12 protein-coding genes are annotated in these 12032 nt (G+C 69.2%); 7 read left to right on the top strand and 5 right to left on the bottom strand.

Annotated elements, in window-relative coordinates; translation table 11 throughout:
• Positions 1-16 precede the first annotated feature (16 nt).
• A complete protein-coding gene (locus AB0M48_RS18450; RefSeq protein WP_363843078.1) occupies positions 17-634 on the bottom strand; it encodes a phosphoribosyltransferase in 618 nt (205 codons plus the stop codon).
• Positions 635-1601: 967 nt separating this feature from the next.
• Here AB0M48_RS18450 and raiA point away from each other — a divergent pair.
• Together raiA and secA are read left to right on the top strand one after the other, a co-directional pair.
• Positions 1602-2267 carry a ribosome-associated translation inhibitor RaiA gene (gene raiA, locus AB0M48_RS18445; protein WP_363843075.1) on the top strand — a complete coding sequence of 222 codons (666 nt, stop codon included), beginning with the start codon at positions 1602-1604 and terminating at the stop codon, positions 2265-2267.
• Between the two features lie 376 nt (positions 2268-2643).
• Complete coding sequence (gene secA, locus AB0M48_RS18440) at positions 2644-5583, top strand: preprotein translocase subunit SecA (RefSeq protein WP_363843072.1); 2940 nt, start codon at positions 2644-2646, stop codon at positions 5581-5583.
• 394 nt (positions 5584-5977) lie between these two features.
• Here secA and AB0M48_RS18435 read toward each other — a convergent pair whose 3' ends face one another.
• Positions 5978-6385, bottom strand: coding sequence for an Rv3235 family protein (locus AB0M48_RS18435; RefSeq protein ID WP_363843069.1), 408 nt, complete (start codon positions 6383-6385; stop codon positions 5978-5980).
• A gap of 69 nt (positions 6386-6454) precedes the next feature.
• Here AB0M48_RS18435 and AB0M48_RS18430 point away from each other — a divergent pair, with 69 nt between their 5' ends.
• Both AB0M48_RS18430 and AB0M48_RS18425 read left to right on the top strand, forming a co-directional pair.
• Positions 6455-6865 carry an HAD-IA family hydrolase gene (locus AB0M48_RS18430; protein WP_363843066.1) on the top strand — a complete coding sequence of 137 codons (411 nt, stop codon included), beginning with the start codon at positions 6455-6457 and terminating at the stop codon, positions 6863-6865.
• An 83-nt stretch (positions 6866-6948) separates the two neighbouring features.
• Positions 6949-7248: a hypothetical protein gene (locus AB0M48_RS18425; protein ID WP_363843063.1), complete on the top strand. Its 300-nt coding sequence runs from the start codon at positions 6949-6951 to the stop codon at positions 7246-7248.
• Here AB0M48_RS18425 and AB0M48_RS18420 read toward each other — a convergent pair whose 3' ends face one another.
• Entirely contained in the window at positions 7249-7995 is a 747-nt protein-coding gene (locus tag AB0M48_RS18420; protein WP_363843060.1) for an RNA methyltransferase, read from the bottom strand.
• A gap of 105 nt (positions 7996-8100) precedes the next feature.
• On the opposite strand from AB0M48_RS18420, the gene AB0M48_RS18415 reads away from it, so the two are divergent.
• From AB0M48_RS18415 to AB0M48_RS18405, 3 genes are read left to right on the top strand one after another with little or no spacing between them, the layout of a single operon-like run.
• Positions 8101-8766, top strand: a complete 666-nt coding sequence (locus tag AB0M48_RS18415) for a phosphotransferase (protein WP_363843056.1) — start codon at positions 8101-8103, stop codon at positions 8764-8766.
• Positions 8767-8775: 9 nt separating this feature from the next.
• Positions 8776-10167 carry a wax ester/triacylglycerol synthase family O-acyltransferase gene (locus AB0M48_RS18410; protein ID WP_363843053.1) on the top strand — a complete coding sequence of 464 codons (1392 nt, stop codon included), beginning with the start codon at positions 8776-8778 and terminating at the stop codon, positions 10165-10167.
• Positions 10164-10655: a hypothetical protein gene (locus tag AB0M48_RS18405; RefSeq protein WP_319988881.1), complete on the top strand. Its 492-nt coding sequence runs from the start codon at positions 10164-10166 to the stop codon at positions 10653-10655. Before AB0M48_RS18410 ends, AB0M48_RS18405 begins: the two co-directional genes overlap by 4 nt.
• Positions 10656-10805: 150 nt before the next feature.
• On the opposite strand, the gene AB0M48_RS18400 is transcribed toward AB0M48_RS18405, so the two are convergent.
• Both AB0M48_RS18400 and AB0M48_RS18395 read right to left on the bottom strand, forming a co-directional pair.
• Entirely contained in the window at positions 10806-11633 is an 828-nt protein-coding gene (locus AB0M48_RS18400) for a GNAT family N-acetyltransferase (RefSeq protein ID WP_363843049.1), read from the bottom strand.
• The gene (locus tag AB0M48_RS18395) at positions 11633-12010 is read right to left on the bottom strand and encodes a VOC family protein (protein WP_363843967.1); all 378 of its coding nucleotides are present in this window, start codon (positions 12008-12010) and stop codon (positions 11633-11635) included. Before AB0M48_RS18395 ends, AB0M48_RS18400 begins: the two co-directional genes overlap by 1 nt.
• Positions 12011-12032: the final 22 nt, after the last annotated feature.

Here is a 12032-nt window from a genome sequence, read left to right as displayed (position 1 = left end):
CTCACCACCCGGCCCTTCACTGCCCAGGCCGGTGAGGCCGGGCCGACGTCAGCACCAGCACCGCGTTCGTCCGCACCCCGGCCTGCCGCAAAGCCCGAACACAGGCCGAAGCCGTGGCCCCGGTGGTGACCACGTCGTCCAGCAACACGGTCGTCCCCGGCGGCGACGGACCACGCACCAACACCCGCCCCTCCAGGTTCCGCCTCCGCGCTCCGGCGCCCAGCCCCACCGAGTCGGCCACTCCGGCGTCGAAGCACAGCACGGGTGCGACGGCGGCGATCTCTGCCTCCCTCGCGATCCGCAGCATGTGGTCGCCGCCGCGATCCCGCGCGGCGCTGCGGCGCGACGGTGCGGGGATGAGCGTCCACGGTGGAGGCCCGACCGCCACGAGGGCCGCTGCGACGAGGGCGCCGAACCACGCTGCGAGGGACCGTGCGCCTCGTTCCTTGAAGGCCAGCACCAGTTCCCTCGCGACACCGTGATAGGCGGCCAGCGTCCACACAGGCGGCCCCACACCGGGCACCTGGAGTCGCGTGGGCGGGCCGAACGTGGCGAAGCACGTGGCGCAGCACTGGGAGCCGGGGCGGCCGCAGCCGGAGCAGGTGGCCGGCACGAGCAGGTCGAAAGCTGTCATGGGACCAGGGTGGCGGCGAGGTCTGACAGAAAATCGCGGGAGGGGGCCCGGCGGGGCCTTTCGGCACCGCCCACAAGGGTGAAGTTCCGGTGACGTTGTCGATCTCCAAGGGGGTTCGGCACGGCGAGAACTCCCTGCTCGGCGCGCGTTCTGTGACGATCTTCCGAGAGGACGTAACTCGTTTCGGCCCGGTTGTCCGAGCGTCTGTTGAGACGGTGTTTCAGAACTGAGGAGTCCGCACACGAGGCCCGTCGATCAACGCCCGCGGACCCCGGACGATCACGCCCTCGGGCGGCCTCCGGCGTGCGCGCCACACCCCCGCCAAGTTAACGTTTATTCACGTACGGAGCTGACCAGCGCTTATTCCTGGGCAATAGCCGGATGTCCGCGCAACGGTGATCGTCTGCCTTGTCCGCCAATGGGCGAAATCCACCGTTCAGCCAGGCGTGACTGGGCCGTGATCGGGCTTCGGCGGCGCGCAGTTCGGTGCGAAGAAGTGCGGCAGAGGCCGGCGAGTGGTTCGGAATCGATCTCTTCCAGGTTTCGGGAACATGACGCGATGGTCGCCCGTTGGCTGGGTATGAGGCCGCGACTGGACCCGTTCGACGCAGCGAGGCTGCCGTCGAGTGCCGGTTCGGCTGTGGGCTGTTCGGGTGAGCGGAGTGCCGGGAGGTTTGGCTCGGAGCACGCTCGGGAAACGCTTGGCAACGCGCTGTCGTCGCGCTGCGTAGTCATCGAAAAATCTCGTCGTTCCCCCGGCAAGGGGGCTTACGCGACGGTGAATCCCAAGCTAACGTGCACCGCTATCAGCGTTCCCGGCCCTCGGGGAGGAGGCGAACAGCCCATGACCCTGGCGCCGTGAGAGCTGAGGGAGACGACCCTCTGCGACACATCCGCGATCGAAGATCGCCACGGCGCTTTTAAAGCAGTCCAGCCATAGCTCGCAGCAAAGCGAGGGAGGTCGTGTATGGACATCGTCGTTAAGGGCCGCAACGTCGAGGTGCCCGATCACTACAGGGTTCACGTCGCCGAAAAGCTGGCCCGGCTTGAGCGCTACGACCGCAAGGTCATCCGCTTCGACGTGGAGCTTTTCCACGAGCCGAACCGCCGCCAGTCGAAGAACTGCCAGCGGGTCGAAATCACCGGCAAGGGACGTGGACCAGTAGTCCGTTCCGAAGCCTGCGCGGGTGACTTCTACGCCGCGCTGGATGCTGCGGTCGCGAAGCTCGAGAACCGCCTGCGTCGGTCACATGACCGCAGGCGAGTCCACCACGGGGCCCGCGCCCCGATCTCGGTGGCCGAAGCGACAAGCGGGCTGATCGACCAGTCCGCCGGCGAAAGCATGACGTCGCGCCGCGCCAAGACCGCGGTGCTCGACGCACCCGAGGCCGACTACGAGGGCATGGCGGAAGTGCCCGCGCAGCGTTGGGACGACGGCCTCGAAGAGAAGTTGCCCGGACGCGTTGTACGCGAGAAGGAGCACGCCGCCAAACCGATGACCGTCGACCAGGCCCTCTACGAGATGGAACTGGTCGGACACGACTTCTACCTGTTCGCCGACGCCGAGTGCGGACGTCCGAGCGTCGTCTACCGCCGGAAGGGATTCGACTACGGCGTGATCAGGCTGGCCTGACCCCGCTCGACCACGTTCCTTCGACCGCCGCCGCCCCGCACCCCTCGCGTGCGGGGCGGCGGCGTGCGTCTGCGGCCACCGTCTACCGCCGGTCGGAGCCATCTCGCGTCGCGACGTTCACCGTCAAGGTGAATTCAGCCGCGCCAGGAACCTTTGCGCGACCCTCGTACGTTCTCCACACCAGTAGCCGAGGTGGGGGCACCGGCGACAGGTGGCCTGGGAAGATCGCTGGAAACCGCACCTGACCTGCACAGACCAGGTCGGGTGCCCCAATCCGCCTGTGTCCGTGCACACATCTTGGCGACTTGCCTACGATGGGCAGGGGAAAGGCGTCCGACGTGGGCGCGCCGCGATACAGGTGATGAGGTCTATCCAGATGGTGCTGTCCCGACTGCTCCGCTCCGGCGAGGGCAAGATGCTCAAGCGCCTCCGCAACATCGCCCAGCACATCAACCACCTGGAAGACGAGGTGGTGGACCTCTCCGACGCCGAGCTGCGGGGCAAGACCGAGGAGTTCAGGAAGCGCTACGCCGAGGGCGAGTCGCTGGACGAGCTGCTGCCGGAGGCGTTCGCCGTGGCCCGTGAGGCCGCGAAGCGCACCCTCGGCCAGCGCCCCTACGACGTCCAGATGATGGGTGGCGCGGCGCTGCACCTCGGTCAGATCGCCGAGATGCGCACCGGTGAGGGCAAGACGCTGACCTCGGTCATGCCCGTCTACCTCAACGCCATCGCCGGCAAGGGCGTCCACGTCATCACCACGAACGACTACCTGGCCAAGCGCGACGCGGACTGGATGGGCCGTGTTCACCGCTTCCTGGGCATGACCGTCGGCGCGATCCTCTCCGAGATGACTCCGGAGCAGCGGCGCGCTTCGTACAACTCGGACATCACCTACGGCACGAACAACGAGTTCGGCTTCGACTACCTGCGCGACAACATGGCGTGGAGCCTGGACGAGTGCGTGCAGCGCGGCCACTACTTCGCGATCGTCGACGAGGTCGACTCGATCCTCATCGACGAGGCCCGCACGCCGCTGATCATCTCCGGCCCGGCCGAGCAGTCGGCCCGCTGGTACACCGAGTTCGCGCGGCTCGTCCCGCGGATGCGCGGCATCGACGTCACCCAGCTCTCCCAGAAGGACCGCATCGAGGTCATCGAGGAGAAGTCGAAGTCGTTCCACTACCAGTACGACGAGAAGAAGCGCACGGTCGCCGTCACCGAGCTCGGTGTGGAGTTCATCGAGGACCAGCTCGGCATCGACAACCTGTACGAGGCGGCGAACACGCCGTTGGTGGGCTACCTGAACAACGCCCTCAAGGCGAAGGAGCTCTACAACCGCGACAAGGACTACATCCTCCGCAACGGTGAAGTCATGATCGTCGACGAGTTCACGGGTCGTGTGCTCTCCGGTCGCCGTTACAACGAGGGCATGCACCAGGCCATCGAGGCCAAGGAAGGCGTGGAGATCAAGGCGGAGAACCAGACTCTCGCCACGATCACGCTGCAGAACTACTTCCGCCTCTACGAGAAGCTCGGCGGCATGACCGGTACCGCCGAGACCGAGGCGGCCGAGTTCCACCAGACCTACAAGCTGGGTGTCGTCCCGATCCCGACGAACCGCCCGCCGCAGCGCAAGGACCAGCCCGACCTCGTCTACAAGAGCGAGGAGGCGAAGTTCGACGCCGTCGCCGACGACATCGCCGAGAAGCACGAGAAGGGCCAGCCGGTCCTGATCGGCACGACGAGCGTCGAGCGGTCCGAGTACCTCTCGAAGCTGTTGGTGCGCAGGGGAATCCCGCACGAGGTGCTGAACGCGAAGCACCACGACCGCGAGGCGCTGATCATCGCGAAGGCGGGCCGCAAGGGCGCCGTCACCGTCGCGACGAACATGGCCGGCCGCGGTACCGACATCGTGCTGGGCGGCAACCCGGACATCATCGCCGACCACGAGCTGCGCGAGCGCGGCCTCGACCCGGTGACCACGCCGGAGGAGTACGAGGCCGAGTGGGCCAAGGTCGTCGAGGAACTGACGACCCAGGGCAAGGCGGAGGCCGACGAGGTCCGCGAGGCCGGCGGTCTCTACGTGCTCGGCACCGAGCGCCACGAGTCGCGCCGCATCGACAACCAGCTCCGCGGCCGCACCGGCCGTCAGGGCGACCCCGGTGAGTCGCGCTTCTACCTGTCCCTTCAGGACGAACTGATGCGCCGCTTCAACGCGTCCATGGTCGAGATGGTCATGACGCGCCTGAACGTGCCGGACGACGTGCCGATCGAGCACAAGATGGTCACCCGCGCCATCCGCAGCGCGCAGACCCAGGTCGAGCAGCAGAACTTCGAGATCCGCAAGAACGTCCTCAAGTACGACGAGGTCATGAACCGCCAGCGCACGGTGATCTACGCCGAGCGCCACCGGGTCCTCGCCGGCGAGGACCTCCGCGACCAGGTCGAGCACATGATCGAGAGCGTCGTCGAGGAGTACGTCAACGGCGCCACGGCCGACGGCTACGCCGAGGACTGGGACTTCGAGAAGCTCTGGACCGCCCTCAAGACCCTCTACCCGGTCTCGCTGGACCCGAAGGAGATCCTCGAGTCCGACGAGGACGTCACGCGCGAGTACCTGCGCGACCTCCTGGTGAACGACGCGATGGACGCCTACCGCGCCCGCGAGGCCGAGATCGAGGGCCGCGTCGGCCAGGGCGCCATGCGCGAACTGGAGCGCCGCGTCCTGCTGTCCGTCCTGGACCGCAAGTGGCGCGAGCACCTCTACGAGATGGACTACTTGAAGGAGGGCATCGGCCTGCGCGCGATGGCGCAGCGCGACCCCCTCATCGAGTACCAGCGCGAGGGCTTCGAGATGTTCAACGCGATGCTCGACGCGTTGCGCGAGGAGACCGTCGGCTTCCTCTTCAACCTCCAGGTCGAAGCGGCAGAGCCGGAGCCCGCCCAGCCCGAGGTCCCCGTGACCCTGGGCGCGGCCCCGCAGCCCCTCCCGCAGGTGTCGGGCAACGGCGGAGGCGCACGAGCACGAGCCCGCGCCGCGGCAGCCGCCCAGCAGCAGGCGCAGCGGGAGCCCGAAGCCCCCGTCGGCCCGGCCATGGCCCAGCTGGCCAGCGGCAACGCCATCCCGCCCGCGCTGCGCGGCAAGGGCCTCGGCGGCCCCGGCCAGCAGAACCTGAGCTACAGCGGCCCCGCCGAGGACGGCGGCGTCGACGAGCACGGCGAGGCGACCGGCGCGGCCGGCCAGGGCGGCGGCACCCGCAAGGAGCGCCGCGAGGCGGCCCGCCAGGCGGCGAAGAACAACCGCAAGAAGGGCTGACGCCCGCACCGCACCACCACCGCGTGGGCCGCGTCTCCTTCGGGAGCGCGGCCCACGCGGCGTTTGGGGGTGCGGTGGAGGCTGCGGGGCAGGGGCGTGGCGGGGCACGGGCTGCGGGATGGCGGGCGGGTCCCGGCGGGTGGGGCTGGATCAGTCAAGTCGTGGAGTGAGGCGAGCGCGGCAAGGCGCGTGAGGCAGGGTGCAAGCCCGAGAAGCCGAGCCGTTCTCGTCTCACCACCGCATGAACCGCGAAGCCGAGCCGACCCTGCTCCACCGCCACCAACGTGCGCGAGCCGTGTTCTTCCAGAACGCGGTCCAGCGGCGTTTGCGCCGATGGGTACGCATGTCGGCGGGGTGAAGCACGGGCGGCACGACATTGCAGGTCGGGCGCCCCTCACTCCAGCACCGTGAACGAAGTGAACCGCCACCTCCCGCCGGCGTGCTCGGCCCGACCGGCCGCCGCCAGCACCCGCCCCTCCCTCCGCAAGGTCACCGACATCTCCGCCACGAACCGCGACGGGTGACAAACCCGAGGCGGCCGCACCATCCGCGTGGTCCGGGCACGCACCGAACCGCCCAGCCGGGCCGCCAGCGCGGGCACCGCGATCTCCCGCAACAGCCGGGCGGGCCGCCGTCCGTCGAGCACTTCCAGCACCACCGAGAGCAGGCGCGCGGCGTCCAAAGCGGGGGACGGTGGCTCCGGCACCGGAACCCACACCGGACGCGGCCGGGGCAGGGGAATCCGGGGCGGGCCTCCGACCGGAGGCTCGTAGGCGGGCAGGCGGCGGACAACTGGGGGCATGGTTGACCTGGCGCGCCACCGGCGGGATCAGGACACCGAACACCCGAAAGTGGCGTTACGGTCCCCACCATGCTGAAAGCCCTGGTGCTCGACTACGGCGGCGTCCTGACCGACCCCGGCGAGGACAACCCCGCCGGACCGCCGCTCCTCACCGCCCTGCGCAAGGCGAAGCAGCACGGGCTCAAGACCGCTCTGCTGTCCAATGCGGACGGTTGGTGGCAACCGCCGAAGGCACTGACCGGGTTGCTGGACGTCGCGGTCATCTCCGGGGAGGTCGGGCTCGCCAAGCCGGACACCGAGATCTACCTGCTCACCGCCACCAAGCTGAACGTGCAGCCGGGGGAGTGCGTTTTCGTCGACGACCTCGCGGTCAACGTTCGCGGGGCCGCCAAGGCGGGCATGGTCGGTGTCCACCATCGGTCGACACTGTCCACCCTTGAGGAGTTGGAAATACTGCTAGCGATCGCACTCCGCGATTGAGGGTCACCCCGGAGCGTCATTGCCCCTTTTTAGGCAAGCCACTAGCGTCGAATTCGTCGGTAGTCGATTGCATAGGGGAGAAAATGCGAAGAATTGTCGCTTGTGTTGCGGTCGCCATTGCAGCCACGGCAATTGCATCACCCGCGCAGGCGCACGAACGCGGCTGCTACGAGGACTATCTGCGGGACGGGCGCACCATCGAGGTCTTCTGCGACCATGGCCGGCCCGGGCGGTTCCGGGCCGTCGCGCACTGCACGAACGGGCTCGGGGTCTGGGACGAGGACGGGACGGTCGGCCGGGTCAGGGGCGAGTCCTCGGTGGCGGAGTGCACGTCGCTGCTCGGGTACCCGCGGGTCAACGGGTACCACGTCGACTGGCTCTGATCACTGAGCCCGGCGCACCAGCTCGAAGCAGAGCACGGCCGCCGCGGACGCGACGTTCAGGGATTCCACGCCCGCCGCCATCGGAATCGAAAGCCACGACGTGATGTGTGGACGCACGTCGTCGGTGATTCCGGACGTTTCGCTGCCGAGCACGAAAGCCGCGCGTGCCGGGAAAGAGGCGGAATAGATCGTGTCGGATGCGTGGGAATCGAGCGCGTGGAGCGAATAGCCGGACGCGCGCAACAAAGCCGAGGCCTCCGCCGCGGTGCCGCAGCGCAGCACGGGCGCCCGGAAAGCCACTCCGGCGGAGGCCTTCACCACGAGCGGGTCGATCGAGGCGACGCCCCGGCGCGGCACGACGATGCCGTCGATGCCCGCGGCGGTCGCGGTGCGCAGGATCATGCCCACGTTCGCGGGAGTCGTGATGCCGTCGAGCACGAGCACGGACCCCAGCGAGCCCTCTTCCAGCGCCAGCGCCAGGGGCTTCATGCGCGGCGCGACCACGTCGGCGAGCACGCCCTGGTCCTGCTTGCCGTTGCCCGCCAGCACCTTCACACGCTGCGCGGTCGCCCGTTGCACGGCGACGCCGCGCGAACGGGCCGCGTCGATGATCTCGTGCGCGGCCGCGCCTCGGGCCGTGTCGGCGAGCACCACCTTGTCGACCGTGAGCGTCGGGTCGTCCAGCGCTTCCAGCACTGGCTTGCGGCCGTAGACGGTGACGAAGCGGTCCTTGGGCGAGATCTCCACCGGAAGAGAGTGCCAGAGGCGGGCACACCGGGCTCAAACGGGTGAAGAGCTCCACTAGAGCCGTTCGGCCCTTGTGTTTCGGATCATATCGATGATGATCGTCACATGACGGCAGGTATGCGCAGCGTCGCGCAACGTCAACATCTCGCGAGCGGTCAGGACTCGGATGTCTTCATCCGGTCCGACGGGCTGCTCGTCAAACGCACGCGCACCGGTCGTGACCTGCGGCGCGAGGCCGAGATGATGTCGTACCTGAGCGGCTACGGCATCCCCGTCCCGCGCGTGCACGAGGCCACCGAGGACGAGCTGGTCATGCAGTACGTGCCCGGCCCGCGGATGTCCGAGGAGATCGGCCGCAAGCCGTGGCTCGCGGGCAGCCTCGGCGAGGAGCTCGCGGACCTGCACCACCGCCTCGACGTCATCCCGGCGCCCGGCTTCCTCAGCGGCGACGGCGACCTGCTGCACCTCGACCTGCACCCCGGCAACGTCGTGCTCGGCCCGGAGGGGCCCGTGGTCCTCGACTGGGCCAGTGCCACCAAGGGCGACCGCAGGCTCGACGTCGCACTGAGCTGGGTGTCGCTCGCCGTCGCCCACCTCGCACCGGTCATGAAGCTGACGCGCTGGCGGTTCCTCCGGTCGTTCATGGCCAACGTGGACCCGGAGGCGAGGAACGCGATCCCGGAGGCCGCGCGCATCCGGCTGGAGCGGCACGACCGCGATCCGCGCGAACGCGCCGCACTTCAGAAGCTGATGGACCGCGAACGCCACTAGGCTGGGTGCATGCCGGACCGCCTGTCAGCGCTGGACGCCTCGTTCCTGTACCTGGAGGACGCCAAGACGCCGATGCACGTCGGCGGTGTGGCGGTGTTCCGCAGGCCCAAGGCGGGCTTCGACTACGACAAGCTCGTCGACCTCATCGAGCAACGCCTCAGCCTCGTGCCGCGCTACCGGCAGAAGGTCGTGCACGTCCCCGGACGCATCGCACGCCCCGTGTGGGTCGACGACCCCGACTTCGACGTCACCTACCACGTTCGCCGAAGCGCCCTGCCCAAGCCGGGCAACGACACGCAGCTGCACGACCTGATCGCACGCCTGATGTCGCGCCCGCTCGACCACTCCCGCCCGCTGTGGGAGATCTACCTGGTCGAGGGCCTCGAGAAGAACCAGACCGCGGTCATCACCAAGACCCACCAGGCCATGATCGACGGCATCGCGTCGCTGGAGATCGGCCAGGTCATGCTGGACGTGTCGCCGACGCCGCGCACCAACGTCGAGAACCTCTGGATGCCGCAGCCCGAGCCCAGCTCGCTCCAGCTCGTCGCCGACGCGGTCACCGACATCGTGCACAGCCCCGGCGAGCTCGTGGAGAACGTCCGCAGCGCCGCCCTCGACACCGTCAACACGGTCGAGAAGGTCTTCAACGCGTTCGGCGTGCTCGCCTCGGCCGTCCGCACCGCCGCCACGCCCGCGCCCGGCTCCCCGCTGAACGTCCGCATCACCTCGCCGCAGCGCCGGTTCGCCGTCGCGCGCGCCCAGCTCGACGCCCTGCGCGCCATCCGCAAGCAGCACGGCGGCACGGTCAACGACGTGGTGCTCGCCGCCCTGAGCGGTGCTCTGCGCAACTGGCTGCTCAGCCGCGGCGAGAACGTCACCGGAAGCACCACGATCCGCGCGATGGCCCCGCTGAGCGTGCGCGAGGCCGACCCGGACTCGGGCAACAACGTGAGCGCCTACCTGGTCGATCTCCCGGTCGGCGAGCCGAACCCGGTCGTCCGCCTGCACCACGTGAGCCACGCGATGCGCGCGCACCAGGAGTCCGGTCAGTCCGTCGCCGCCGACGCGCTGGTGAAGGTCTCCGGCTTCGCCCCGCCGACGTTGCACGCGCTCGGCGCACGGGCCGCGAGCTCGTTCAGCCGCCGGCTGTTCAACGTGATCGTCACCAACGTTCCAGGCCCGCAGGTGCCGCTGTACGCGGCGGGGGCGAGAATGACCGAGATCTTCCCGGTCGTGCCGCTCGCCAAGAACCAGGCGCTGGCCATCGGGGTGACGTCGTACGACGGCGGTGTGTACTTCGGTTTGAACGGCGACCGCGACGCCATGTCCGATGTGGACGTTCTCGCGACCATGGTCGAGGAGTCGGTGGAGGAATTGATGGGGACGGCGAGCGCATGAGGGTCTACATCCCGGCCACGGTGCCAATGCTGCGCGCGTTCGTCGACAGCGGCGAACTGGCTCCGGTCACCGGCACGGCGTTCGCGCTGACGCCGGCGTTGCGCGAGTCCTACGCGGCGGGCGACACGGAGGAACTGGAGTACGCGGCGATGCTCGATGCCGCGCGGGCTTCCCTGCGGCTGCTGGCCGCCGACGAGAAGGCCGAGCCGCGGCGCGCGGTGCTCGCGGTGGACGTGGACGACGTGACGTTGCGCCCCGACCTCGACTTCTCGGTCGTGAAGGTCGGCGGTTCGTTCACCCTGAAGGACGTCGCCGCCGTGCACCTCGACACGGCAGAGGCCGAGCAGGACGTGCGCGCGGCCGTCGACGTCATCGACGCGGCGGACCTGGGCGACCCGGACGCGGAGTTCGCGCTGGGCAGCGCCGAGGACCACGAACTGGCCTGGTACGCCGCGCAGGAGCTTCCGTTCGTGCTGGAACTGCTCTAGGGCCTGTGTCGAAGTCTGATCCGCGATAGCCGGGCCCGAGGCGGCACGGCCGGACGACCCACGTACAACACCGGTACGCGGGCCATCCGGCCGCACCACCAGGAACCGCCTCAAGCGCGACTCTCCTCGAACCAGACTTCGACACAGGCCCTAGTCCCGGCGCTGGTCGTGCACCTCGGGCAGCTGGTCGAACCCGGCTGCCCGGTAGGTGGCGACCGCGCCCACGTTCGAGCTGGGCGTGCAGACGAGTGCGCTCGACGAGCCGAGTTCGCGCAACGCCGCCGCTCCGGCGACGGTGATCGCCTTGCCGAACCCCTTGCCCCGATGGTCGCGGTGCACGCCCATCGGTTCGATCAGCCCGGGCCTGCCGGGACCCGCTGACCACACGGTCATCGCCGCCACCGCGTCGCCCCGGTCGAACACGACCAGGCTGCGGGCGTCGGCGTACGGCGAGCCGATCGCCATCGCGTGCCAGCGCTCCTCGGTGAACGTCGACTTCTCGAACGACGCCCGGATCACGGCGGCGTACACGTCGGCCTGGTCATGTCCGACGACCTCGGCCCGCACACCGGGATCCTCCACCGGGGCACCGAGATCACGGCGCAGTGGCGTCCACGGCACGTCGGACTGCCAGCCGCGCTCGAACATCAGCTCCTGGAACCGCGTGCCCCGCGGTGACTCGACGTACACCGTCCCGGCGGGAAGGACGCCGCGCTCGGGAGTGCAGACGTCGTCGGCCAGCCGGCGCGCCAGCTCCTCGTCGGCACGGGCGTCCGGCGCGATCGTGCACCGCAGCAGGTCGGCACCGTCCAGCAGCCCGACGGTCACGATCCGCCCGTCGCCGCGCCAGATCCGGATCGCCTCATCGGCCGCCTCGGCACCGAAACGCCGGTACCAGCCCAGATCTCCGGGGTGGAGCTGGAACGGCTGGTCGTCGTGCTGCCACTCCCTCAGGGCGTGCACGGCCTCGTCCAGCATCACATTCCCTCTGCCGGTTCCCACAGCTCGATCCGATTGCCCTCGGGGTCGACGCACCACCCGAACAGGCCGAACTCCGAATCCTCGGTGTCGGGCAGCACCTCGACGCCGCGCGCCTTCAGCTTGGCCATCAACGACACCAGGTCGTCCACGCGCAGGTTCAGCATGGTGCGCTGGTGGGGCTCGCCGATGTACTCCGTGTCCTGCGCGAACAACGCCATCGTCGTCGTGCCGGGGTACTCGTTCGTCGCCGTGTCGAGCCAGTGGAAGGTGACGGTGCCCTTCTCGCTCATCGGCACGCCCAGGTTGTCGCGGTACCAGGCGGCCAAGCGCACAGGGTCCCTAGAACGCAGGAAAACCCCGCCGATGCCAGTCACCCGCGCCACCCGACGGACCCTA

The sequence above is a fragment of the Lentzea sp. NPDC051208 genome, from assembly GCF_040682435.1.
GTDB lineage: Bacteria > Actinomycetota > Actinomycetes > Mycobacteriales > Pseudonocardiaceae > Lentzea > Lentzea kristufekii.
Note: the sequence above shows the minus strand (reverse complement) of the source record. Positions and strands in the feature narration are given on the sequence as shown.

Bases quoted from the DNA above. Each gene is read 5' to 3' on its own strand.
- AB0M48_RS18450 (WP_363843078.1), bottom strand. From the start codon at position 634: ATGACAGCTTTCGACCTGCTCGTGCCGGCCACCTGCTCCGGCTGCGGC.
- raiA (WP_363843075.1), top strand. From the start codon at position 1,602: ATGGACATCGTCGTTAAGGGCCGCAACGTCGAGGTGCCCGATCACTAC.
- secA (WP_363843072.1), top strand. From the start codon at position 2,644: ATGGTGCTGTCCCGACTGCTCCGCTCCGGCGAGGGCAAGATGCTCAAG.
- AB0M48_RS18435 (WP_363843069.1), bottom strand. From the start codon at position 6,385: ATGCCCCCAGTTGTCCGCCGCCTGCCCGCCTACGAGCCTCCGGTCGGA.
- AB0M48_RS18430 (WP_363843066.1), top strand. From the start codon at position 6,455: ATGCTGAAAGCCCTGGTGCTCGACTACGGCGGCGTCCTGACCGACCCC.
- AB0M48_RS18425 (WP_363843063.1), top strand. From the start codon at position 6,949: ATGCGAAGAATTGTCGCTTGTGTTGCGGTCGCCATTGCAGCCACGGCA.
- AB0M48_RS18415 (WP_363843056.1), top strand. From the start codon at position 8,101: ATGACGGCAGGTATGCGCAGCGTCGCGCAACGTCAACATCTCGCGAGC.
- AB0M48_RS18410 (WP_363843053.1), top strand. From the start codon at position 8,776: ATGCCGGACCGCCTGTCAGCGCTGGACGCCTCGTTCCTGTACCTGGAG.
- AB0M48_RS18405 (WP_319988881.1), top strand. From the start codon at position 10,164: ATGAGGGTCTACATCCCGGCCACGGTGCCAATGCTGCGCGCGTTCGTC.
- AB0M48_RS18400 (WP_363843049.1), bottom strand. From the start codon at position 11,633: ATGCTGGACGAGGCCGTGCACGCCCTGAGGGAGTGGCAGCACGACGAC.